The 24,033-nt window shown below is 63.2% G+C and carries 23 protein-coding genes; 10 read left to right on the top strand and 13 right to left on the bottom strand.

Annotated elements, in window-relative coordinates; all coding sequences use genetic code 11:
- The first annotated feature begins 2 nt into the window (after positions 1-2).
- From CLU86_RS12835 to CLU86_RS23050, 5 genes are all read left to right on the top strand, one after another.
- On the top strand, positions 3-1,505 hold the full coding sequence (locus tag CLU86_RS12835) for a sigma-54 dependent transcriptional regulator (RefSeq protein WP_099741868.1): 1,503 nt from the start codon (positions 3-5) through the stop codon (positions 1,503-1,505).
- Between the two features lies 1 nt (position 1,506).
- Positions 1,507-2,106 (top strand): 1,6-anhydro-N-acetylmuramyl-L-alanine amidase AmpD, encoded by a 600-nt coding sequence (ampD, locus tag CLU86_RS12840; protein ID WP_099741869.1) that lies wholly within the window; start codon positions 1,507-1,509, stop codon positions 2,104-2,106.
- 374 nt (positions 2,107-2,480) lie between these two features.
- The gene (locus tag CLU86_RS12845; RefSeq protein WP_099741870.1) at positions 2,481-5,390 is read left to right on the top strand and encodes a ribonucleoside-diphosphate reductase subunit alpha; all 2,910 of its coding nucleotides are present in this window, start codon (positions 2,481-2,483) and stop codon (positions 5,388-5,390) included.
- A 134-nt stretch (positions 5,391-5,524) separates the two neighbouring features.
- Positions 5,525-6,697, top strand: coding sequence for a ribonucleotide-diphosphate reductase subunit beta (locus CLU86_RS12850; protein WP_099741871.1), 1,173 nt, complete (start codon positions 5,525-5,527; stop codon positions 6,695-6,697).
- A gap of 195 nt (positions 6,698-6,892) precedes the next feature.
- Positions 6,893-7,540, top strand: a complete 648-nt coding sequence (locus CLU86_RS23050; RefSeq protein WP_099743551.1) for a histone — start codon at positions 6,893-6,895, stop codon at positions 7,538-7,540.
- A 162-nt stretch (positions 7,541-7,702) separates the two neighbouring features.
- Here CLU86_RS23050 and CLU86_RS12860 read toward each other — a convergent pair whose 3' ends face one another.
- From CLU86_RS12860 to CLU86_RS12915, 12 genes are all read right to left on the bottom strand, one after another.
- Positions 7,703-8,608 carry a carbohydrate kinase family protein gene (locus CLU86_RS12860; RefSeq protein WP_099741872.1) on the bottom strand — a complete coding sequence of 302 codons (906 nt, stop codon included), beginning with the start codon at positions 8,606-8,608 and terminating at the stop codon, positions 7,703-7,705.
- 24 nt (positions 8,609-8,632) lie between these two features.
- Positions 8,633-10,396 (bottom strand): zinc-ribbon and DUF3426 domain-containing protein, encoded by a 1,764-nt coding sequence (locus tag CLU86_RS12865; protein WP_099741873.1) that lies wholly within the window; start codon positions 10,394-10,396, stop codon positions 8,633-8,635.
- 55 nt (positions 10,397-10,451) lie between these two features.
- Positions 10,452-11,363, bottom strand: coding sequence for a 50S ribosomal protein L11 methyltransferase (gene prmA / locus CLU86_RS12870; RefSeq protein ID WP_099741874.1), 912 nt, complete (start codon positions 11,361-11,363; stop codon positions 10,452-10,454).
- A 250-nt stretch (positions 11,364-11,613) separates the two neighbouring features.
- Positions 11,614-12,963, bottom strand: a complete 1,350-nt coding sequence (gene accC / locus CLU86_RS12875) for an acetyl-CoA carboxylase biotin carboxylase subunit (RefSeq protein ID WP_099656420.1) — start codon at positions 12,961-12,963, stop codon at positions 11,614-11,616.
- Between the two features lie 7 nt (positions 12,964-12,970).
- Positions 12,971-13,426 (bottom strand): acetyl-CoA carboxylase biotin carboxyl carrier protein, encoded by a 456-nt coding sequence (accB, locus tag CLU86_RS12880; RefSeq protein WP_099656421.1) that lies wholly within the window; start codon positions 13,424-13,426, stop codon positions 12,971-12,973.
- A gap of 159 nt (positions 13,427-13,585) precedes the next feature.
- Complete coding sequence (locus tag CLU86_RS12885) at positions 13,586-14,167, bottom strand: TlpA disulfide reductase family protein (protein WP_099741875.1); 582 nt, start codon at positions 14,165-14,167, stop codon at positions 13,586-13,588.
- Positions 14,164-14,766, bottom strand: a complete 603-nt coding sequence (locus CLU86_RS12890) for a hypothetical protein (RefSeq protein ID WP_099656423.1) — start codon at positions 14,764-14,766, stop codon at positions 14,164-14,166. The genes CLU86_RS12885 and CLU86_RS12890 overlap by 4 nt, the downstream gene beginning before the upstream one ends.
- 378 nt (positions 14,767-15,144) lie before the next feature.
- Positions 15,145-16,146 carry a tripartite tricarboxylate transporter substrate binding protein gene (locus CLU86_RS12895; RefSeq protein ID WP_099741876.1) on the bottom strand — a complete coding sequence of 334 codons (1,002 nt, stop codon included), beginning with the start codon at positions 16,144-16,146 and terminating at the stop codon, positions 15,145-15,147.
- Positions 16,147-16,295: 149 nt separating this feature from the next.
- Complete coding sequence (locus CLU86_RS12900) at positions 16,296-17,030, bottom strand: SDR family NAD(P)-dependent oxidoreductase (RefSeq protein ID WP_199175121.1); 735 nt, start codon at positions 17,028-17,030, stop codon at positions 16,296-16,298.
- 2 nt (positions 17,031-17,032) lie between these two features.
- Entirely contained in the window at positions 17,033-18,241 is a 1,209-nt protein-coding gene (gene pcaF, locus CLU86_RS12905; RefSeq protein WP_099741878.1) for a 3-oxoadipyl-CoA thiolase, read from the bottom strand.
- A gap of 30 nt (positions 18,242-18,271) precedes the next feature.
- Positions 18,272-18,922 carry a 3-oxoacid CoA-transferase subunit B gene (locus CLU86_RS12910; RefSeq protein ID WP_304528978.1) on the bottom strand — a complete coding sequence of 217 codons (651 nt, stop codon included), beginning with the start codon at positions 18,920-18,922 and terminating at the stop codon, positions 18,272-18,274.
- 29 nt (positions 18,923-18,951) lie between these two features.
- Complete coding sequence (locus CLU86_RS12915; protein WP_099741880.1) at positions 18,952-19,653, bottom strand: 3-oxoacid CoA-transferase subunit A; 702 nt, start codon at positions 19,651-19,653, stop codon at positions 18,952-18,954.
- A gap of 167 nt (positions 19,654-19,820) precedes the next feature.
- Here CLU86_RS12915 and CLU86_RS12920 point away from each other — a divergent pair, with 167 nt between their 5' ends.
- From CLU86_RS12920 to CLU86_RS12930, 3 genes are all read left to right on the top strand, one after another.
- Positions 19,821-20,681 (top strand): IclR family transcriptional regulator C-terminal domain-containing protein, encoded by an 861-nt coding sequence (locus tag CLU86_RS12920; RefSeq protein WP_099741881.1) that lies wholly within the window; start codon positions 19,821-19,823, stop codon positions 20,679-20,681.
- Between the two features lie 70 nt (positions 20,682-20,751).
- Positions 20,752-21,186, top strand: a complete 435-nt coding sequence (locus CLU86_RS12925; RefSeq protein WP_099656429.1) for a DUF1841 family protein — start codon at positions 20,752-20,754, stop codon at positions 21,184-21,186.
- A gap of 209 nt (positions 21,187-21,395) precedes the next feature.
- Positions 21,396-22,025: a hypothetical protein gene (locus CLU86_RS12930; RefSeq protein ID WP_143226705.1), complete on the top strand. Its 630-nt coding sequence runs from the start codon at positions 21,396-21,398 to the stop codon at positions 22,023-22,025.
- Positions 22,026-22,147: 122 nt separating this feature from the next.
- Here the strand turns inward: CLU86_RS12930 and CLU86_RS12935 are convergent, their stop codons facing one another.
- Complete coding sequence (locus CLU86_RS12935; protein WP_099741883.1) at positions 22,148-22,813, bottom strand: cytochrome c; 666 nt, start codon at positions 22,811-22,813, stop codon at positions 22,148-22,150.
- A gap of 105 nt (positions 22,814-22,918) precedes the next feature.
- Between CLU86_RS12935 and CLU86_RS12940 the strand changes: the two genes are divergently transcribed.
- Both CLU86_RS12940 and CLU86_RS12945 read left to right on the top strand, forming a co-directional pair.
- On the top strand, positions 22,919-23,773 hold the full coding sequence (locus CLU86_RS12940; protein WP_099656433.1) for a MoxR family ATPase: 855 nt from the start codon (positions 22,919-22,921) through the stop codon (positions 23,771-23,773).
- 8 nt (positions 23,774-23,781) lie between these two features.
- Positions 23,782-24,009, top strand: coding sequence for a hypothetical protein (locus tag CLU86_RS12945; RefSeq protein WP_099656434.1), 228 nt, complete (start codon positions 23,782-23,784; stop codon positions 24,007-24,009).
- Positions 24,010-24,033: the final 24 nt, after the last annotated feature.

Below are 24,033 nucleotides of genomic sequence, written 5' to 3' on the forward strand. Positions count from 1 at the left end.
CCATGAACGCCACCGCTGCCTCCATTTTGGTCATTGATGACGAGCCCGACCTGCGCACCCTGTACGAGTTGACCTTGCTGCGCGAGGGCTACCGCGTCGAGACCGCCTCGACCGTGCAAGAGGCCCGTGAACAGCTCAAGGGCCGCCCCTTTGATGTGGTGATCACCGACATGCGCCTGCCTGACGGCTTTGGCATGGAGATCCTGCAAGACCTGCGCGACCAGCAACGCCGCGAACGCTGTGTGGTCATGACCGCCTATGGGTCGGCAGAGAACGCGGTGGAGGCCCTGCGGTCGGGCGCGTTTGACTACCTGACCAAGCCGGTCGATCTCAAGCAGTTCCGCTCGGTCGTGGCCTCTGCCGTGCAGGGCACCGGCGCGACACCCGCCCCCCGAGCGCCCCGTGCGGGCACCACCCAGCGCACGTCTGCCTCTGGTGGCGAACAGGCTGCCACTGCGCCAGGGATCGTGCCTGCAGCGCTGGCACGCATGGTGGGGGACTCCGAAGCCATGCGCAACGTCAAGCAGCGCATCACCAAGGTCGCGCGCGGCATGGCCCCCGTGTTGGTGCACGGCGAATCAGGCACCGGCAAGGAGCTGGTGGCCCAGGCCTTGCACGCCTGCAGCCAACGCTCGGACGGCCCCTGCATCGCTGTGAATTGCGGCGCCATCCCGGAAAACCTGCTCGAAGCGGAGTTCTTTGGCGCGCGCAAGGGGTCGTACACCGGCGCCAACCAGGACCGGGACGGCTACTTCCAGGCGGCACGGGGCGGCACACTGTTTCTGGATGAGATCGGCGACCTGCCTCTGGCCATGCAGTCGAAACTGCTGCGCGCGATCCAGGAGCGCAGCGTGCGCCCCCTGGGTTCGACCCAGGAGGAAACAGTGGATGTGCGCATCGTCAGTGCCACCCACCGCGATTTGGCCGCCGATGTCCAAACCGGCCGTTTTCGCCAGGACTTGTACTACCGCCTGAATGTGATCGAGATCGTGATACCGCCACTGCGTGAGCGCCGGGAGGACTTGCCCGCCCTGTGCGCCACCTTGCTGGCGCGCATCAGCCAAGAGTCCGGCATGCCCGTGCCCCGACTGAACGAAGCGGCCTTGCAGGCCATCGCATCGCACCCCCTGACAGGCAACGTACGTGAGCTGGAAAACCTGTTGCACCGCGCCGTGGCGCTGAGCGAAGGGGACGAATTGCAAGTGGAGTGGCAAGGCGACGCCACACCGCCACAACCCTCAGCCCGCCCCGAGCCCACGCCCGACCAACACACCCACGGCACGCCACATGCGGCGGCAGATTGCCCCGCCTTGCCCAACGACTTGCAGGCCTGGCTCGACCAGCAGGAGCGGGACATTCTGGTTCGGGCGCTGAAGGAATCCGGGTTCAACCGCACCGCCACGGCAGCGCGGCTGGGCATCAGCCTGCGCCAGATTCGCTACCGCATCGCTCGGCTGAACATTGCGGTGCCCAACGACCAAGACTTTCTGGACGAGATCGGCTGACATGGCAGCAGCCCCATCGGCAGTCCTGTGGGACGGTGGCTGGCACCGCGATGCCGTGCGACTACCTTCCCCCAACCACGGCCCCCGCCCTGTGGACGCCAAGCAGTCGGTGGACTTGGTCGTGGTGCATTCCATCAGCCTCCCGCCCGGGCACTACGGCACCGGGGCCGTGCAACAGTTGTTCACCAACACCCTGGACTGGGAGGCCCATCCCTATTTCCAGCAGATCCGTGGACTGCAGGTGTCGGCCCACTTCTTTATTGAGCGCAGCGGGCGCCTGTGGCAATTTGTGGACTGCGACCAACGGGCGTGGCATGCAGGCCAGTCGGCCTATCGCGGCAGAACCAACTGCAACGATGACTCGATTGGCATTGAACTGGAGGGACTGGAGGGGCATCGCTTTGAATCCGCACAGTACCTCACCCTGGCAGCGCTTTGCCATGCCTTGGCCGAACGTTACCCTCTGCGATATCTGGCAGGGCATGAGCATGTAGCCCCCGGGCGCAAGCAAGACCCAGGGCCTGGATTCAATTGGCACAAACTGGCAGAGCTGCTGACCCAAAGCACCCTGGAACTCCCCAGTCAAGTGACCCCTCGCTAAACCCGACCTGTTTTCAGGTTTAAAAATCGGGGCAGATTCAGGGTAGGATCGCCCCCCTTCCAAAAAGACAAACCAAGCACTGAGCGCCGCAGCGGCCCAAATACCGCGACAGCCCGCACCACCACAAGGTCTGCTCTTCCAAACCGTGTGGCACAGCGGGTTTTCACGCTCTGCGCCAACCCCTAAAGGGGTGCAAAACAGCTGGTTTCCAGAAACCCAACACCCAAGGCATTACACTACCGGTAGTGTCTTGAACACAATCGACACACCATATATAGTGTGCGACAGCCGAAAGGCTGGTGCACCACTCTCGCCTTTGCAGCCGCCCCAGCGGCTGCCCACACACCCCAGTCAGCCCACAGAAGAGGACACCCATGCAAGCTGCTTTGAACACGCCCGCCACCACGCACGCCACCCCTGAAGAAGCCGCAGGCGACGCCGCCAACACGGCAGCCAACGCCCAAGGCCACTACCAGATCATTCGGCGCAACGGCGCGGTCGTGCCCTTCGAAGCACCCAAGATTGCCATCGCTCTGATGAAAGCCTTTTTGGCGGTGCATGGCACCCAGGGCGCAGCATCGGCCAGCGTGCGCGAGGTGGTAGACGCCTTGACGCAGGGCGTCAGTCGCGCGCTGATGCGCTCGCGCCCCGGTGGCGGCACGTTCCACATTGAAGACGTGCAAGACCAAGTCGAATTGGGCCTGATGCGCGGCGGCCACCATGAAGTGGCCCGCGCCTATGTGCTGTACCGCGAGCGCCGCACGCAAGAGCGCGCCAATCTGGTCAAGCAACATGCCCCCGCCGTGCCTGTACTCCATGTGCTGGACAACGGCCAGCGCGTCACGCTGGACCTGCACCGCCTACAGTCCCTGATCGAATCGGCCTGCGTGGGGCTGGGCAAAGACATCAAGGCAGACCCCATCGTGGCAGAGACCATGCGCAACCTCTATGACGGTGTGCCCATGGACGAGGTATACAAGGCATCCATTCTGGCGGCCCGCACCCTGATCGAGAAAGACCCCGACTACACCTACGCCACCGCACGCCTGCTGCTGCACACCATCGTGCGCGAAGTGCTGGGCCGGGACGTCACGCAAGACCACATGGGCGCAGCCTACGCCGAGTATTTCCCCCAATTCATCCAAAAGGGCGTGGACAACGAACTGCTGGATGCACGCCTGCTGAAATTCGACCTGGCCCGTCTGGCGGCAGCCCTGAAACCCCAGCGCGACCTGCAATTCGACTACCTGGGCCTGCAAACACTGTACGACCGCTACTTCCTGCACGTGCGCAAGAGCCGTATCGAGTTGCCCCAAGCCTTCTTCATGCGTGTGGCCATGGGCCTCTCGCTCAATGAGAAAAACCCGGAAGCCCGTGCCATCGAGTTCTACGAAGTGCTCTCCAGCTTCGACTTCATGTCCAGCACGCCCACGCTGTTCAACAGCGGCACGCTGCGCTCGCAGCTGTCGAGTTGCTACCTGACCACGGTGCCCGACGACCTGGATGGCATCTACGAATCCATCAAGGAAAACGCCCTGCTGTCCAAGTTTGCTGGCGGCCTGGGCAACGACTGGACCCGCGTGCGCGCCCTGGGCTCGCACATCAAGGGCACCAACGGCGAGTCCCAAGGTGTGGTGCCGTTCCTCAAGGTGGTCAACGATACGGCTGTGGCCGTGAACCAGGGCGGCAAGCGCAAGGGCGCCGTCTGCACCTATCTGGAAACCTGGCATCTGGACATCGAAGAGTTCCTGGAGCTGCGCAAGAACACCGGCGACGACCGCCGCCGCACGCACGACATGAACACGGCCAACTGGATCCCCGACCTGTTCATGCGCCGCGTGATGGAAAAGGGTACCTGGACCCTGTTCTCGCCATCCAACGTGCCCGATCTGCACGACCTGTTTGGCGCAGACTTCGAGAAGGCCTACGTGGCCTACGAAGCCAAGGCCGCCAGCGGCGAACTCAAGCCCAGCAAGACCTTGCAGGCGACCGACCTGTGGCGCAAGATTTTGACCATGCTGTTTGAAACAGGCCACCCCTGGATCACTTTCAAGGACGCCTGCAATGTGCGTTCGCCCCAACAGCACGCTGGCGTGGTGCACTCGTCCAACCTGTGCACGGAAATCACCCTCAACACGAGCGACACCGAAACGGCCGTGTGCAACCTCGGTTCGGTCAACCTGCGCCAGCACTTGAAGGATGGCCAGATCGATCACGACAAGCTGAAGAAGACCATCACGGTGGCCATGCGCATGCTGGACAACGTCATCGACATCAACTACTACGCCGTGACGAAAGCCCGCGACTCCAACCTGCGCCACCGTCCGGTGGGCCTGGGGCTCATGGCCTTCCAGGACAGCTTGTATGAGTTGCGCATTCCTTACGCGTCGCAAGAAGCCGTCGAGTTTGCCGACAAGTCGATGGAGGCCATCTGCTACTACGCCTACTGGGCATCGACCGAGCTGGCCAAGGAACGCGGCCAATACTCCAGCTACAAAGGCTCGCTGTGGGACCGCGGCATCCTGCCCTTCGACACCCTGGACATGCTGGCGCAAGCCCGTGGCGGCTACGTGGAAGTGGATCGCTCCGCCACGCTGGACTGGGATGCGCTGCGCAAGAAGATCGCGCAGGACGGCATGCGCAACTCCAATTGCGTGGCCATTGCCCCCACAGCCACCATCTCCAACATCATCGGAGTGGATGCCTCGATCGAACCATCGTTTGGCAATCTGTCGGTCAAGTCCAATCTGTCGGGTGAGTTCACCGTGATCAACGGCGGCCTGGTTCGCGACCTCAAGCGCCTGGGCCTGTGGGACGACGTGATGATCATGGACCTCAAGCACTTCAAGGGATCGCTGCACCCCATCGACCGCGTGCCCGCCGACATCAAGGCGCTGTACTCTACCGCCTTCGAAGTGGAACCGAAGTGGCTGGTGGAGGCGGCCTCGCGCCGCCAAAAGTGGATCGACCAGGCCCAGAGCTTGAACATCTACATGGCCGGTGCATCGGGCAAAAAGCTGGACGACACCTACAAGCTCGCATGGGTGCGTGGCCTCAAGACCACCTACTACCTGCGCACGCAAAGCGCGACACACGTGGAAATGAGCACCGTGAATACGCGCCAGCTCAATGCCGTCTCCTCCGGTACCGAAGGCACTTCGGCCCACGGCGCGCAAGCCCACGGCAACGCGCCCGAAGCCTCTGCCGCAACCACATCAGCAGTGCCAGCCACCGACGTTCAATTCACGGCGATTGACGATGTGGCTTGCGAGGCGTGCCAGTAACCACAACCACGCGGCACACCGACCCCAATTGGTGTGCTGCGCATGTGCTGTGAAGCAACAAATCGTTGCTGCATAACGCTTCAGTGCTTTCCTTTTTGCAGCACTGCTTTCATAATCCGAACACTGGAAAATCTATGCTGACCTGGGACGAAGAAGTCAAGCCCTCATCGCAAAATCAAACGGACGGCGGTCTGCAAAACAACCGCCAAGCAGAGCAGTCTCCGCTGTCTTTTGAGTCCACGGCATCGCAGCCTGCAACCAGTGCACAGCAGGCCCCTGCAGCCACACACCGCCGTGTCAATGCAGCAGACAAGCGCATCATCAACGGCCAGACGGACGTCAACCAGCTCGTCCCGTTCAAGTACAAATGGGCTTGGGAAAAATACCTCGCCACCTGCGCCAACCACTGGATGCCGCAAGAGGTGAACATGACGCGCGACATCGCGTTGTGGAAAGATCCGAATGGGCTGACCGATGACGAGCGCCGCATCATCAAGCGCAACCTCGGCTTCTTTGTGACCGCCGACTCGCTGGCCGCCAACAACATCGTGCTGGGCACCTACCGCCACATCACCGCCCCCGAGTGCCGCCAGTTCCTGCTGCGCCAGGCGTTTGAAGAAGCCATCCACACCCATGCCTACCAGTACATCGTGGAGTCGCTGGGCCTGGATGAAAGCGAAATCTTCAACGCGTACAACGAAGTCCAGTCCATTCGTGACAAAGACGAGTTCCTGATTCCCTTCATCGAAGCGATCATGGATCCGAACTTCCACACCGGCACCCTCGAAACCGATCAGACACTGCTCAAGTCCCTGATCGTTTTTGCCTGCCTGATGGAAGGGCTGTTCTTCTACGTCGGCTTCACACAGATCCTGGCGCTGGGTCGGCAGAACAAGATGACCGGCGCGGCCGAGCAATACCAGTACATCCTGCGCGACGAGTCGATGCACTGCAACTTCGGCATCGACTTGATCAACCAACTGAAGCTGGAAAACCCACACCTCTGGACCCCAGAGTTCAAGGCCGAGATCAACGCCCTGTTCATGAAGGCCGTGGAGTTGGAATACCGCTACGCCGAAGACACCATGCCGCGTGGCGTGCTGGGCATGAATGCGTCGATGTTCAAAGGCTACCTGCGCTACATCGCCAATCGCCGCGCCACCCAGATCGGCCTGGAGACCCTCTTCCCGAACGAAGAGAACCCCTTCCCATGGATGAGCGAGATGATCGATCTGAAGAAGGAACGCAACTTCTTTGAAACCCGGGTCATCGAGTACCAGTCGGGCGGTGCCCTGTCTTGGGACTGATCAGATCAGATCGCGCACTTTCGGCCATGGACGCTTACACCACACCCCGCCCACAAGTCCCCTCACAGAAGGGGCTCGGCGGTGGTGTTTCCGTATTCATGGTGATGGAGCTCAAGAAGCGTCCATCACCATGGATCGCTTCTTGTCCACTGCAGACAGGAAGTGCTCTTTGCTAATTGACCCAAGGAGAACATGATGGCAACTGCGAAAAAACCGGCCGTAAAGAAAGCCGCCCCTGTGAAGAAGGCTGCTGCCCCAGCGAAGAAGGCTGCTGCTCCAGCGAAGAAGGCTGCTGCTCCAGCGAAGAAGGCTGCTGCTCCAGCGAAGAAGGCTGCTGCTCCAGCGAAGAAGGCTGCTGCTCCAGCGAAGAAGGCTGCTGCTCCAGCAAAGAAGGCTGCTGCTCCAGCGAAGAAGGCTGCTGCTCCAGCGAAGAAGGCTGCTGCTCCAGCGAAGAAGGCTGCTGCTCCAGCAAAGAAGGCTGCTGCTCCAGCGAAGAAGGCTGCTGCTCCAGCGAAGAAGGCTGCTGCTCCAGCGAAGAAGGCTGCTGCTCCAGCGAAGAAGGCTGCCGCCCCAGCGAAGAAGGCTGCTGCTCCAGCGAAGAAGGCTGCTGCTCCAGCGAAGAAGGCTGCTGCTCCAGCGAAGAAGGCTGCTGCTCCAGCGAAGAAGGCTGCTGCTCCAGCAAAGAAGGCTGCTGCTCCAGCAAAGAAGGCTGCTGCTCCAGCGAAGAAGGCTGCTGCTGCAAAGAAAGTGGTGAAGGCTCCTGCCGTGACTGCAGCCCCTGCTGCTCAAACCACACTGAACCCCCAAGCTGCTTGGCCATTTCCTACAGGCTCCAAGCCCTAAGGAATTCGCACTTTACCAAGCCCAACCCGGTGCCCTGCACCGGGTTTTTTTATGTCCAAACACTAGTGAGAACCTGTTCTAAAAACGAGGCTGCGCCTGCCAACACCCTCTCTCAAAGTAGTGGGGCGCGCCACATCAGCAGCGCGCCATGGCACCACGACCTCAGGCGTATTCTGCCGGAGAGAAATCCAGGGTGTAGTTCTGCGGGCCGCGCTGCGCGATCTTGAGCGCCCCCACCCGGTTGCCCAACTCGGCACAGCGCACGAGCGACCAGCCCTGCTCCAAGCCGAACAGCAACGCACCGCGCCACGCATCGCCACAACCCGTGGGGTCCACCACCGCCGCAGGCTGAGCAGGTGCCACACGGATGCATTCGCCGGCCACCCACACATCCACACCCTCGGCACCCAGCGTGACGACCAAGCCCTGTACCTTGCGCGAAATGTCCGACAGACTCAGGCCCGTGCGGTCGCACAGCATCTTGCCTTCATAGTCATTCACCGTGACCCAAGTCGCCTGCTCGATGAACTGAGACAGCTCGGCACCATTGAACATGGGCAAGCCTTGGCCTGGATCGAAAACGAAGGGGATACCCGCCGCCACAAACTGTGCTGCATGCTCAAGCATGGCATCGCGACCGTCCGGCGAAATGATGCCAAGCCGGATCCGAGGGTCTGCAGTGATGCGGGTCACATGCGCCTGCATCATGGCCCCTGGGTGGAATGCCGTGATCTGGTTGTTGTCACGGTCGGTCATGATCATGGCCTGCGCTGTGTAGGTGCCATCCACCTGCTTCACAAACTGGTCGCTGATGCCCAAAGCCGAGAGGCGCTGCAGGTACTCCGCACCGTCCGTTCCCAAGGTGGCCATCGGCAAGGCCTCGCCACCCAGCAACTTCAGGCTGTAGGCGATGTTGCCCGCACACCCCCCAAAGTCACGGCGCAAAGACGGCACCAGGAAGGAGACGTTCAAGATGTGCAACTGGTCCGGAAGGATCTGCTCCGCAAAGCGCCCCTCGAAGGTCATGATGGTGTCGAACGCCAGAGAACCACAAATGAGAGCAGCCATAGGAAACAATCAAAAAAAGAAAAATCAAGGATAGAAAGCCAGCAGGCGGTAGCCCGCCACCCGCGCGCCCCCCGTGGTGACCAACACAGACACTGCGGCATTCCACTCGCCACCCGCAGGCAGCTCTTGGGGCGCCGACATCTCTGAGGGCAGCAGCACCCGCCGCAGCACCGGTTGGTCTTGCGCATCGGTCAGCGTCAGTTCCACGGCCGGCATTTCCAACGGAAGGGTGGCACGGCTCTTCATGGTGATGGCCAGCACATAGCTGTCACCGCGCGCTTTGTTGAAGGACGAGCTGTCGATCACTACATCGCTGATTTGCCGCTGGGGCGCCAGTGCGCACTGCAAGGGCTCGCACAGCGCCAACAAGGCGGGGCGCAGCCGAGGCTCCATGGCCGCCAGGCGATTGCGCTCGTGTACCGCCACCTGCCCTGCCAGCACCGCCAGCAAGCCAAGAGACACGGCCACCAAGGCCACTCGCACCAAGGGTTTTCGCCAAAACGCACGGCGGCGTGCGGCCTTCACAAAACTCACATCTTCGGTGGGCGCGGCATCTGCGGTTGCGTCGTCGCCATCATCGCCCGCCGCATCCGCCAGCAGCTCCGCCGGGGCGCTGGAGAAAGCTGGAGACTCCTTGCGCTCCGAATCGGTGGACACCGACGGAAACGCCACAGAAGGAAGCGCCAGAGCAGGGGCGACCTCGCCGTCGACATCGTCTACGACGTCCCGGCCGTCACCCAACACCGAGGTCTCCAGGGGCTGCTTTTTCGCACGCCCCGCATTGCCTGCATCACCCTCCAACCGCTCAAGCCGCTCCGCAGGCTGGCTCTGTGCAGCCTCCAAGGCCGACACCCGCACCGCTTGCTGGGCAGGCGGGTCTTGGGGCCTAGTGGGCAAGTCCAATGGAGGATACGGTGCATGGACCTGGGAATCAGACTCGGGCGTGGCCTGCGGTGCTGCCGCAGCAGCCCCATCGGCTGGCGCAGGCACAGCAAGGCCCTGCGGCAATTCCAGGTCCTCTGACAAACCCTCTGGGAGCAAGGCAGTGTCTGCAAAATCTTCTGCGTAGGGCAGCTCGTAGCCGCCGGGCAGTGGCACAGGTGCCTGGGCTACCTGTGCAGCAGGAGCCTCAGGGGCGGCCACGGGCACGGGGGCACGCGTGCCCTGAAGCACCAACTCCAACATATCGGCCGACAGGATGCGGCTTTCCTGCCGCTCCACGAGCACAGGCCGAACTGACACAGGCGTTGGAACTGAGGTCGAAACCTGGGGCGGACTCCGGGGAGTGGGAGCAGCAGGTGCGCCCCCCCACGCAAACGGCGCCAACGGCTCCAAACCCAGCTCCGTACCTTGCGGATGCCCATCGCGGTCACCCGCTGGGGCGGCGGCGAGAAAGGCCGGCAGCACAGGATCGGGAACCGCCAGCACCTCTGGCAAAGGGGCCTGCGCCCGGGCTGGGCTGCTGGCCGGGGCAGAAGGTGCTACGACCGCAGGGGCCTGCGGCTTGGCCACGGCAGCCCCTTTGGCGGCGACTGGTGCCGATGCAGGGGGAGCCCCCCAGGCCCTGGTCGATTCGTCGGCACGCGCCACGGGCTGGGGCGGTGGACGCACATCGGTCAGAGAGACATCGGGCAGCAAGGCTGGCGGCGGTGCGGGCATCAGAAACTCGGAGGCGTCAAACACCTCGGCGCAATTGCCGCAACGCACCCAGCCTTCAGAAATGCGCAGCTGATCCGCGACCACTTTGAACTGGGTCGAGCAGGCCGGGCAGCGTGTAATCTGGCTCATCTGCAATGGATTGTAGAGCGCACACCCCGCAGCCTGCGGGGCCTGCAGGCACAGATCAACGGCTGGCCGTCATCAAGATCCAGCCGTCTTCCTTGTCGGCCACCTGCAACTGAAGCCAAGGCGCGTACGCCTCTTGCAGCTCCTGGGCCTGGCGCTCCAGAATGCCGGCCAGCACCAGGTGCCCCCCGGCCGCCACATGGCTGCACAGCAAAGGCGCCAACACCCGCAACGGCGTCGCCAGGATATTGGCCAGCACCGTGCGGTACTCGCCCTGGGCCTTGTCAGGCAAACCCGCCTTCAGTTGCACGCCATTGGCCTGCGCGTTTTGCAAGGTGGATTCGACCGCTGCCGGGTCAATGTCCACCGCATCAATGTCCACGGCGCCAAACTTGGCAGCGCCGATGGCCAGGATGCCGGAGCCACAGCCGTAGTCCAGCACACGCCCCAAGGTGCTTGCGGTGCTTGTGCCATCGGCCGCCACAGCCCCATTGCGCGCAATCCAGCGCAGGCACATGCGGGTGGTGGGGTGCGTGCCCGTGCCAAAGGCCAGGCCCGGGTCCAGGCGAATGCTGCGCACCGCCTGCGCTGGCAACTCATGCCAGGTCGGCACGATCCAGAAGTCTGGGGTGATGTCCACCGGGACAAACTGCGATTGGGTCAGGCGCACCCAATCTTGCTCGGGCACATTGGCAATGCCCAGCACCTGGCAACCCTCAAAAAAGTCCTGCACTGCCAGCAACTGCTGCGCTTCTTCGGCGGCAGCCTGGGTGGGGAACAGCGCCACGACCCGGCTGCGCTGCCAGCCATCCTTGGGCGGAGGCATGCCCGGCTCGCCAAACAGCGCCTGCTCGGCATCGGTCTGCGCATCGGCGTCTTCCACCGAAACGCTCAAGGCGTCCAGCGCATCCAGCGCATCGCTCACCGCTTCGATGCGGTCTTCAGGGCACATCAGGCTCAGCTCAAACATGAAAAACGCCTCTTTGCAAAAATGAAATGCTGGCACCCGTCTCCGGGAGCCAGCATGTGAACCCACTGTGGCAGCACCAGCCCAGGACTGGAATCAGCCTAACAAACACCAAACGCCCGCAGCCCTCGCTCCGCAAGCGACCGCCGCGCAAGGGCCGTCCCGCCGCGCTGGCGGTGTCCCCCTTCCCGAATGGCGCTGCCATTCGAGAGAAGGGGGAAGGCGCGAAGCGCCTCAGGGGGTTGTACGCTGCCTAGCGCTTGTGTTGCGACAACCACTCTTCCAGGTAGTGGATGTTGGTGCCGCCGGCCATGAACTTGGCGTCCACCATCAACTCGCGATGCAGCGGCACGTTGGTGTTGATGCCTTCGATCACGGTCTCGGACAGCGCCGTGCGCATGCGGGCCAGGGCCTGCTCGCGCGTGTCACCGTGCACGATGATCTTGCCGATCATCGAGTCGTAGTTGGGTGGCACGAAGTAGTTGGTGTACGCATGCGAATCCACACGCACGCCAGGGCCGCCCGGGGGATGCCAGGTGGTGATGCGCCCGGGGGACGGGATGAACTTGTACGGGTCCTCGGCATTGATCCGGCACTCGATGGCATGGCCTCGGATTTCGATCTGGCGCTGGGTGAACGGCAGCTTTTCGCCCGCCGCAACCATGATCTGCGTCTTCACGATGTCCACGCCGGTGATCCACTCGGTGACAGGATGCTCCACCTGCACGCGGGTGTTCATCTCGATGAAGTAGAACTCGCCGTTCTCGTACAGAAACTCGAACGTGCCCGCACCGCGGTAGCCGATCTTCTTGCACGCGGCCACGCAGCGCTCACCGATCTTCTCGATCAGCTTGCGGGGAATGCCAGGGGCTGGAGCCTCTTCGATCACCTTCTGGTGGCGGCGCTGCATGGAGCAATCGCGCTCGCCCAGGTACACCGCGTTGCGGTGTTTGTCGGCCAGCACCTGGATTTCGATGTGGCGGGGGTTCTGGAGGAACTTCTCCATGTACACCGCAGGATTGCCAAACGCAGCGCCCGCTTCGGCCTTGGTCATCTGCACGGCATTGACCAGCGCGGCCTCGGTGTGCACCACACGCATACCCCGACCACCACCGCCGCCAGCGGCCTTGATGATCACGGGGTAGCCCACGGCCTTGGCGATGCGGCGGATCTGGACCGGGTCATCGGGCAGTTCGCCCTCAGAGCCCGGCACGCAAGGCACGCCCGCCTTGATCATGGCTTGCTTGGCCGACACCTTGTCACCCATGGTGCGGATGTTGTCGGGTGTAGGGCCGATGAACTGGAAGCCGCTCTTTTCCACGCGCTCGGCAAAATCGGCGTTCTCCGACAGGAAACCGTAGCCAGGGTGGATAGCCTCAGCGTCGGTCACTTCGGCGGCCGAGATGATGGCTGGCATATTGAGGTAGGACAGCGGCGAGGGCGCAGGGCCGATGCACACGGCCTCTTCAGCCAGCTTGACGTACTTGGCGTCACGATCGGCCTCGGAGTAGACCATCACGGCCTTCACACCCAACTCATGGCACGCGCGCTGGATACGGAGAGCAATCTCTCCGCGATTCGCAACGAGAATCTTTTTGAACATGGGCGCCTTATTCGATGACGAACAGCGGCTGTCCGTATTCCACGGCCTGGCCGTTTTCACCCAGGATGCGGGTCACGGTGCCCGACTTGTCGGCTTCGATTTCGTTGAGGATCTTCATCGCTTCGATGATGCAGATGGTCTCGCCTTCTTTGACCTGGCTGCCTACTTCCACAAACGCCTTGGCGCCTGGGCTGGACGAGCGGTAGAAGGTGCCCACCATAGGGGACTTGACCACATGGCCTGTAGGCGCCGCAGCCGCAGGGCTGGGCAACTCGGCCACAGGGGCGGCCACCGGGGCGGCAGCCGCCACGGGGGCTTGCATGGGGGCGGCCACATATTGCTGAACCACGGCGCCGCCGCTCTTGACGATACGGACTTTGCCTTCGGCCTCGGTGATTTCGAGTTCGGAAACGTTTGACTCGGAAACGAGGTCGATCAAGGTTTTGAGTTTTCGCAGATCCATGGAAGCTCCAACGGCTATAAAACTAAATAGGGCGCGAATTTACTCTAATTTCGTACTACCTCAGCGATTGGGAGGTAATTTTCACCAACATCAAAGCCAAAAAGGCGGATGAAACAGCGCCAAAGGCCAGGCAGGCGCCCTGCCAAAGCGCTGCAGCGCCTATCGCAAACGGGCCCACTGCTGCAAATCCTGGGCCGTGACCTGCCCCATTTTACGATGCAGCACGTTGCCCCCCTGCCCCAAAACCACGGTGAACGGCAGGCCACCGGTGAGGTTGCCCAGCGACCTCCCCAGCTCCGTGCCCCCCATGCCCGCCAGCCCCACGGGGAAATCCAGCGGCAAGCGGCCCAGGAACTTGCGCACAGCCGAGGGCTGGTCGATGGCCAAGCCCACCACCTGCCAGCCCTTGGGGGCGTTTTCGCGGTAGAAGGTGTTGAGCATGGGCAGCTCGTCCACACAGGGTGGACACCAGGTGGCCCAGAAGTTGAGCAACACCGGCTGGCCCTGCAAAGCCTTCATCACCAAGGGCGCGCCACCCGCAGGGGTGTCGAACTCCATGCCCCACAGCGCAGCTTCAGCACCCTCTTGCTGTGCATGGGGCTGCAAGCGCCACCACGCCAGCCCGGCGCCGCCCAGCGCCGCAGCCCCGGCCACGGCGCCATACAGCCAGCGCCTGCGCGCGGCCTGGGCCGTGTTGTCAACGGATGGGGCGGTAGATGAGGTATCAGGCGGCACGCTCATGGGGCAGTCTCTTCCAGCAGGCGGCGCACGGCCGTCACATCGCCACGGGGGGTGCGCCCCTTGGCGTCGGGCTTGAGGGCGCCCCGCAAATCGTCCAGGTCATAAATCATCAGGTGCACACCAATCATTTCATTGAGTTCTGCGCATTTGCTGCCCAGGCTGAGCGCTTCGACCGATTCGCCGTGGAATCCGGTCACCGTGCGCGGCTCGTAGTCCACATGGTGGTCGATCAGCGCAATCTCGGCCGACTTGGAATCATCGCAAAACAGCTGGATGTAAATGTCCGACAGGCGCGTGGCCGTGCCATGCCACACCGCCCCGGCCAGGTGCGGGCGAAACTCGGCCATGCGCACCATCCACACCAGGGCCAGTTGACGCAAGGCTCGCAGCTCACGGGGCTGGGTGTCGGCACAAAAAATATCCAGGTATTCGCGCACAGCGGCCTCCACCTGGTCGTTGTCCGGCAGCGGCGTGCGGGCGGGCAAGCCCATCTCGCGCACCGCACGGCGCTTGGCAGGGCCCCATTCCAGCCCCTCTTCCACGACGATGCGGGCCGTGGTAGCGGCGATTTCGGCACTCAATGGGGTGGGATTAGGCATAGGAAAACCCTGAGGGATTCAGCAGCCGCCATTGTGGCGCGAATGGGCGACGCAGCGGGCAGCACCGCCCGCACGGGTTCGAGGGTTTCTCAGCCAATGCCTGTGGACGGTTGTGCTGAGCAAAATTACTATCAAAACAATAGCTTCCAGCGCTTTATCCACCTGCTGTATCTCGGTTTTTATTGTGAATGAGCGCGCATCTGCGGCTTGCACAGGCCCCGCAGCAACAGCGCATGCCCCTCGGAGGGCACCACAGCGCGCTGCGGCGGAGAAATTCCCTATAAAAATGGCTGCTAACGCTTTATTTACAAGCGTTAGCAGCTATCATTTTTTACAAAATCGCCACATCCCAGGGGGCAGCGGGCGCGCTCACCCCCCTCAATCCAGGCTAGCGCCCGACTCCTTGACCACCTTGCCCCACTTTGCACTTTCGGCCTGGATGAAAGCAGCGAACTGTTCAGGGGTCTCGCTGTAGGTTTCTGCGCCCTGCTCGTTGATCTTCTTCGCCACGTCGGCCTGATTCAGCACCTTCACGAGCGCCTTGTTGAGCTGGGCCAGCACCGGCGCGGGTGTACCGGCGGGCGCAAACATGCCAAACCACGAGGTGGCTTCGTAGCCTGGCACCCCGGCCTCGGCGATGGTGGGCACGTTGGGCAGCTCGGGCGAGCGCTTGGCCGTGGTCACGGCAATGGGCACCAGCTTGCCGCTGCGCACGTGCTGGATGGCCGAGGGCATGTTGTCGAACATGATGGCGATCTGGTTGCCCAGCAGGTCTGTGACAGCCGGGGCGCTGCCCTTGTAGGGCACGTGCACCATGTCCACCTTGGCGAGGCTCTTGAACAGCTCGCCCGACAGGTGGATGGAGCTGCCATTGCCCGACGAGCCAAAGTTCACCTTGCCGGGGTTGGCCTTGGCGTAGGCGATCAGGTCCTTCACCGTCTTGAACGGCTGGTTGGGGTTGGCCACCAGCAGGTTGGGCACATTGGCCACGCGGGTCAGCGGCGCAAAGTCCTTGATCGGATCGAACGGCATCTTCTTGTACAGGCTGGCATTGATGGCGTGCGTGCCCACCGTGCCCATGAACAGGGTGTAGCCATCGGCCGGTGCCTTGGCCGCCATGGCGCCGCCGATGTTGCCGCCCGCACCTGCGCGGTTGTCGACGATGACGGACTGGCCCAGCTCAGCAGTCAGCGCCTGGCCGATGATGCGCGCCAGGATGTCGGTCGTGCCGCCAGCCGCAAAGGGCACAACGATGGTAACGGGCTTGGTGGGATAGCTCTGGGCCAGCGTGGCCGAGCTGCCCAGCAGGCCTGCACCAGCCAGGGCGGCGGCAGCCACGGCAGAAAGGGCCTGGCGGCGGGTGGTTGGAATGCGGTTCATGGTTTGTCTCCTTCAAAAGGTGGATGAAATCGGTGCCACGGCTGCGGCAACGGACCGCGCCATGGCCTCAACCAGGGCTCTGCGGCCCCGGGCGAGAAGGTGTTGCGCCCCTTTGGGGGCTGGGAAATCAGGACAGGGTGTGAGTTGCTCTAAACCGGGGCCACCCCCAGCGTGGTGCCACCGCACACGTACAAAACCTGGCCCGTCACGAAACCGTTGTCGGGCGACAGGAAGAACAACGCCGCACGCGCCACGTCATCAGGCGTGCCCATGCGGCCCACGGCAATGCTGTTCAGGATGCGCTGCGTTTGCGGCGCGCCGTCGGGGTTGCTCTGGCGGAACAGTTCGGTCGCAATCGGCCCGGGGCCAATCGCGTTGACGGTGATGCCGTCACGCCCCAGCTCCGTGGCCAGCGTGCGCGTCATGCCGATCATTCCGGCCTTGGTGGCCGAATACACGATGCGGTCGGCCTTGCCTAAAGCGGCGCGTGACGACATGTTCACGATGCGGCCCTGGCCGCTGGCGCGCAGGCTGGGCAAAAAGGCTTGCACCAGCAGCATGGGCGCGCGCAGGTGCAGGCCCACCACATCGTCCAGCTGCGCGGTGGTGGCGGTGTCGATGGTGCCGGGGCGCGTGGCGCCGGCGTTGTTCACCAGCGCGGTCACGTTGTGCTTTTCAGCGATCTCGGCGGCGCGTTCGCGGGTCGGTGCCTCGTCGGTCAGGTCGCCCTGGTAGGACGTGAGCAGCGGGTGGCTCCAGGTGGGCAGCACGTAGTCCAGGTTGACCACGGCGCGGCCCTGGGCCAGCAAGGCTTCGGCAATCGCGCGACCAATGCCATTGCTGGCACCGGTGACGACGGTGACGGGTGTGCGTTGTTCGGTCATGCTCACACGCGCTCCAGGATGATGGCAATGCCCTGCCCCACGCCAATGCACATGGTGCACAGCGCGTACTGGCCAGCGTGCTCGTGCAGGCGGTTCACAGCCGTGGTGACCAGGCGCGCACCGCTGGCGCCCAGCGGGTGGCCCAGCGCAATGGCGCCGCCCCAGGCGTTCACGCGGGCATCGTCGTCCTTGATGCCCAGCGCGCGCAGCACGGCCAGGCCTTGCGCGGCAAAGGCTTCGTTCAGTTCGATCACGTCCATGTGGTCGATGGTCAGGCCCGTTTGCGCCAGCACCTTCAGCGTGGCGGGGGTGGGACCAAAGCCCATGATGCGCGGCGCCACCCCGGCCACGGCCATGCCCACCACGCGGGCGCGGGGCTTGAGGCCGTACTTGGCAGCATGGGCCTCATCGGCCAACAGCAACGCGCAAGCGCCGTCGTTCACGCCCGACGCATTGCCCGCAGTCACCGTGCCATCGGGCCGCACCACGCCTTTGAGCTTGGCCAGCGCTTCCAGGCTGGTCTCGCGGGGGTGCTCGTCCTGGCTCACGATGAGGGCGTCGCCCTTCTTTTGGGGGATGTGCACCGGCACGATCTCGCGCGCCAGGTGGCCAGCCTTGATGGCCGCCACGGCGTTGAGCTGGCTGCGCAGGGCCATCTGGTCTTGCGCCTCACGCTCAATGCCAAAGTCGGTCGCCACGTTCTCGGCGGTTTCGGGCATGGAGTCCACACCGTACTTTTCCTTCATCAGCTTGTTGATGAAGCGCCAGCCGATGGTGGTGTCGTACACCGCGTTGTTGCGGCTGAAGGCCGACTCGGCCTTGGGCATGACGAAGGGCGCGCGGCTCATGCTCTCCACGCCGCCCGCGATCATCAGGCCCGCCTCGCCCGACTTGATGACGCGTGCTGCGGTGCCCACGGCATCGAGCCCCGAGCCGCACAGGCGGTTGATGGTGGCGCCGGCCACGTCGATGGGCAGGCCCGCCAGCAGGCTGCTCATGTGGGCTACGTTGCGGTTGTCTTCACCGGCCTGGTTGGCGCAGCCGTAGAGCACGTCGGACACTGCTGCCCAGTCCACGCCGGGGTTGCGGTCCATCAGCGCCTTGATGGGGATGGCGCCCAGGTCGTCGGTGCGCACGCTGCTGAGCGCACCGCCGTAGCGGCCAAAGGGCGTGCGGATGGCATCGCAGATAAAGGCTTGTCGTTGGCTCATGGGTTTGTCTCCTGGAATCTAAAAATGGAATCAGGCTGCAGGGCGGATGGGCAGGCCCACCAGTTGCTCCAGTTCGGCCAGTGACAGGCCGGGCACGGTGTCGATGAGTTGCAGGCCCGTGGGGGTGCAGGCCAGTGTGCACAGATCGGTGTAGATGCGCTTCACGCAGGCGACACCGGTGAGGGGGTAGGTGCACTGCGTCACCACCTTGCTGGCGCCCTGCTTGGTGAGCAAATCCATCATCACCCAGGTCTGCTTGGCACCAATGGCCAGGTCCATCGCCCCGCCCACGGCGGGGATGGCGCCGGGCTCGCCCGTGCTCCAGTTGGCCAGGTCGCCCGTGGCGCTGACTTGAAACGCGCCCAGCACGCAGATGTCCAGATGACCGCCGCGCATCATCCCGAAGCTGTCGGCATGGTGAAAGTACGCCCCACCAGGCAGCAGCGTCACGGGCTGCTTGCCTGCGTTGATGAGGTCATAGTCTTCCAGCCCCGCCGCGGGCGCCGGGCCCATGCCCAGGATGCCGTTCTCGCTTTGCAGGATGACCTCGCGGCCTGCCGGGATGTGGTTGGCCACCAGGGTGGGCTGGCCAATGCCCAGGTTGACGTAGGCGCCGTCGTGGATATCCTGAGCCACACGCTTCGCCAATTCTTCTTTACTACGTTTTTGATAGCTGCTCACGCCTGATCCTTTTGCGGTAGGGGCCGATTTCATGCCGATTTTTTGAAACCACCGGCCTGCGTGGCGGTGCGGTCGATCTTCACGACATGGGTCACGTAGATGCCGGGGGTGACGATGGCCTCCGGGTCCAGCGCGCCCAGCTCCACCACCTCGTGCACGGTGGCAATCGTGGTCTTGGCGGCCGTGGCCATCACCGGGCCAAAGTTGCGGGCCGACATGCGATAGGTCAGGTTGCCCCAGCGGTCGCCCTGCTCGGCCTTGATCAGGGCGACATCGCCGTGGATGGGGTACTCCAGCACGTAGTGCTTGCCGTTGATCTCGCGCGTCTCTTTGCCAGCGGCCAGCTCGGTGCCATAAGCCGTGGGGCAGAAGAAAGCGCCGATGCCCGCCCCCGCAGCGCGCAGGCGCTCGGCCAGATTGCCCTGGGGAACGAGTTCGAGTTCGAGCTTGCCGCTGCGGTACAGCTCGTCGAACACGTAGCTGTCCACCTGGCGCGGAAAGCTGCAGATGATCTTGCGCACCCGGCCGGTCTGAAGCAGCGCCGCCAGGCCCTGGTCGGCATTGCCCGCATTGTTGTTCACCATCGTCAGGTCGCGCACGCCGTGTTCCATCAGGGCGTCAATCAGCTCACCGGGAATCCCGGCCGTGCCAAAACCACCAATCAGCACCGTGGCACCATCGCGCACCCCGGCCAGCGCCTGTGCGGCCGAGTCGGCTATCTTGTTGATCATGAATCCTTGTCTCCTGCAAAACGGATGGATGGGACCACCACCCCGGCGCCCCAACCTTGGCTTGAACCGACAGCACGCCCATCAGCACATCGATTCCAAACACCGATTCCAAATGTTCGCATAAAGAACATTTGTTCGTATAATGAATTATAGAGACTAAGCCCACCATGCCTACCCCTGAAAACCCCGAGGCCACCTCGGGCTTGCCTGCGTCCGCCCCTTCATCAACCCCTGCAGCGGCCGAGCCGCCCAGCGCCCCCAAGCCGGGCGACAGCTATGTGCAATCGTTCGCGCGGGGGCTGGAGGTCATCCGCTCGTTCAGCGCCAGCGCACCCCAGCAAACCCTGAGCGAGGTAGCCGCCCAGACGGGCCTGACCCGCGCCGGGGCACGGCGCATCCTGCTCACGCTGCAAACGCTGGGCTATGTGGAAACGGACGGCAAGCTGTTTCGCCTGTCGCCGCGCATCCTGGACCTGGGCTTTGCCTACCTGTCGTCCCTGCCCATGTGGAACCTGGCCGAGCCGGTAATGGAAGACCTGGTGGAGCAGGTGCGCGAGTCGTCATCGGCCGCCGTGCTCGATGGACTGGACATCGTCTACGTGCTGCGCGTGCCCACCCACAAAATCATGCGCACCAACCTGGGCGTGGGCTCGCGCCTGCCCGCGCCCTGGACATCGATGGGCCGCGTGCTGCTGGCCGGACTGAGCGACGACGCCCTGCAAGCCCGCCTGTCCACGCTGGAGCTGCAACCCTTCACCGCCCACACCGCCGCCGACCTGCCCACGCTGCTCGAACGCATCCGCCAGGCCCGCACCCAGGGCTGGTGTCTGGTGAACCAGGAGCTGGAAGAAGGCCTGATCTCGATCGCCGCGCCCCTCACCAACCGCGCCGGACAAACCGTGGCCGCCCTCAACATCAGCGGCCAGGCCAACCGCACCAGCGCCGAGCTGATGCAGCAAACCCTGCTGCCGCCACTGCTGCGTGCCGCGCAGACCATCTCTCGCATGATGGGGGCGGCACGGCGCTGACGCGCTGACGCACTGCCCACCAAGCCCCGCTGAGCACAAGGCAAGAAGGGGCGTGCTACGCTCGCGCCCCATGTTCAGCCCCTCCCAAGCCGATGTGCGCCGCTTCCTGTGCGGCGTGCACGCCAAAGCCCAAAGCGGCGCGCCCATGGAAGCCATCGAAACGCTGGCCAGCCTGTGGATTGCCGAGCACCCCGAGTACCACGCAGACCTGTCGGATGTGGACGCGGCCATCGCGCGCAACTACGACGAGACACCGCAGCAAACCAACCCGTTTCTGCACCTGTCCATGCACCTGTCGATCAGCGAGCAGTGCAGCATTGACCAGCCGCGCGGCATTCGCCAGGCGGTGGAACTGCTGGCCAAGCGGCTCGACTCGCTGCACGACGCGCACCACGCCGCTATGGAGTGCCTGGGCGAGATGCTGTGGGAGAGCCAGCGCTCGGGCCGCCCGCCCGATGGCAATGCCTACATCGCTGCCGTGCAGCGGCGCGCCACCCGCGACTGAGGACCTGGGTTCTGGGCGGTACTGGCAACGCAGCCAAGCCGCCTATCAAACGCTATTATTTTGATAGCTTCTAGCGCCTATTCAATCAGCGCCAGAAGCTATTTTCATTTCGAAGGCAACCTGCAGCCGGGCCCGGCGGCACACTCTGCGCGCAGGCTGCCCGCTACACTTTGGCCACTTTGATTTCACACCCTGTTGTGCTGTACGCCATGCCTTCTTCACGCACCCACACCTTGCTCGCTGCCGCCTTGCTCCTGGGCGCCGGATGGCCCACGGCCTGGGCCAACACCTTGTACAAGTGCACGGACCCGCGCGGCCAGGTGGTCTACTCTGACAAGGACTGCCGCAGCAGCGAGCCCCCGGCAGCAGCCCCCACCAAAAGCACGGCGGGCTTCAACAATGCCGCCGTGAAGGGCAAGCTGAGCGAAGCTGCCATCAACAGCATCCTGCGCCATGCCGTGGACCTGGGCGTGCGTGGCGACTACAAGGCGCAATGCGCGCTGGCTGCGCCAGACATCACCTTCTCCATCACCGACAACTCCACCCAGCCCGCCACCACGATCTCTGGCAAACGCAGAGAACTGTGCGATGCCCAGCGCACCTCGGCGCAAACACTGGAGTTCAACAGCCTGCGGCCCACCGTGCAACAAACAGGCATCCAGATCAAGGTGAGTGCCGACGGCACCCAAGCCACCGCCAAGCACACGCACACCACCACGCTCAAGCAGCACGGGCAGGTGGTGCTGGTGCAGACCTGCCAGCAAGAAGATGCGTTTGGCATCTACGACGGCAAGATCCTCTACAACAGCGTCAAATCGGTGTGCAAGCAAAGGTCTTGAGCACGCGCTGAAGGGGCCTCGCAGCCACACTGCGATCAAGCCACTTCGATACGCTGAACACCCAAAAGCAAAAAGCCCGCAAGTGCGGGCTTTTTGCTGCGGGGGCTACGCCAGTCGGCGGATCAGCGAAAGCGTGACTGAGGCACCACCTGCAGATCGCCTTCGACACTGCCCAGGTAGCTGGCCAGGGCCTTGAGCTCGGCGTTGGAGAACTGCTTGGCCACGCCGCCCATGATGGCGTTGCTGCGGCCCAGGTTGGGGTTGCGCGCATCGGCCTTGTACGACTTCAGGGCCACAAACAGGTAGTCGGCGTGCTGGCCTGCCACCTTGGGGTAAGACGGGTCGATGGGCCTGGCAAAGTTGTCGCCGTGGCAAGAAACGCATGCGCCTTTCTTCAGCAACTCGGCCACTTGCACGCTGGGTTCGCGGGCAGGCTTGGCGGGCAGCTCGGCGGCCTTCTTGCCGTGTTGTTCGTAGTAGGCCGCCACGTCCGCAATGTCTTGCTCAGACAGCGAATCAGCGATGCCGCGCATGGTGGGGTGCTTGCGATCGCCCTTCTTGTAGGCGTCCAGTGCAGAGGCAATGTACTTGCCGCTTTGGCCCGAAATCATGGGCACTTTGTGCACTTCAGGAAAGCTGGCCTGGTAGCCCGGAATGCCGTGGCAGCCAATGCACATGGCGATTTTTTTCTCGCCTGCCTTGATGTCACCCTTGACTTCCTGTGCATGAGAAACAGCGGTCACGGAAGCGACAGCCAAGGCAAATATCGTGGTCAGCGTTTTGTTCATTTTGCGCGCACAATCTCGTGGAAGTTCGGTTCTGGGCCCCGCTCAGGGTTTGATTATACCGAGCACCTGTCAAGCCCATTCATCAACGTTTCGGTGATTTCCCTTATGAAATTTCACGGTTCCCAGAATTACGTTGCCACCCAGGATTTGATGTTGGCAGTGAATGCCGCCATCACCCTGCAACGCCCTTTGCTCATCAAGGGCGAGCCCGGCACAGGCAAGACCATGCTGGCCGAAGAAGTGGCACAGGCCCTGGGCATGCCACTGTTGCAATGGCACATCAAATCGACCACCAAAGCGCAACAGGGCCTGTATGAATACGACGCTGTGAGCCGCCTGCGCGACAGCCAGCTCAATGACGGCGACAGCGCCGAGCGCGTGAAGAACATCCGCAACTACATCATCCAGGGCGTGCTGTGGCAGGCCTTCACGGCCGACGAGCCCGTAGCCCTTTTGATCGACGAGATCGACAAGGCCGACATTGAATTTCCGAACGACCTGCTGCGCGAAATCGACCGCATGGAGTTCTACTGCTACGAGACGCGCGAACTCATCAAGGCCAAGCACCGGCCGCTGGTGTTCATTACCTCGAACAACGAAAAAGAGCTGCCCGACGCCTTCTTGCGCCGCTGCTTCTTTCACTTCATCAAGTTCCCCGAAGCCGACACGATGCGCCAGATCGTGAACGTGCATTTCCCCACGCTCAAGAGCGAGCTGCTCACCGTGGCGATGAAGACGTTCTACGACGTGCGCAACCTGCCGGGCCTGAAGAAGAAGCCATCGACCAGCGAGCTGATCGACTGGCTCAAGCTGCTGGTGGCCGAGGACATCCCGCTCGAAGCCCTGCAAAGCGCCGACAACAAGGTGGCCGTGCCCCCGCTGGTGGGCGCGCTGCTCAAGAACGAACAGGATGTGAGCCTGTTTGAAAAGCTGGTGTTCATGAACCAGCGCAACCGCTGAGGCCGGACATGAGCGAGTCCAAGCGCCTGCTGATCGAGGGCCTGTCTGACGCCGTGGGGTTTGTGGGCGGGGCTCTGCTGGGCTTTGGTGCAGGCCTGGTGTTGGGCCTGGACATCTTTGCACCGGGCTACGGCACCCGCAGCCTGATCGGCATTGCGCTGGTGGGGCTGGGCGGCGGGCTGGGGCTGCACGGCGCCCGGCGCTGGCGTGCAGCGCAGGCCAAGCCGCGCGATTGAGCCTTGCCGCATTGCTATCAACTT

The organism is Acidovorax sp. 62, from assembly GCF_002754495.1.
GTDB lineage: Bacteria > Pseudomonadota > Gammaproteobacteria > Burkholderiales > Burkholderiaceae_C > Acidovorax.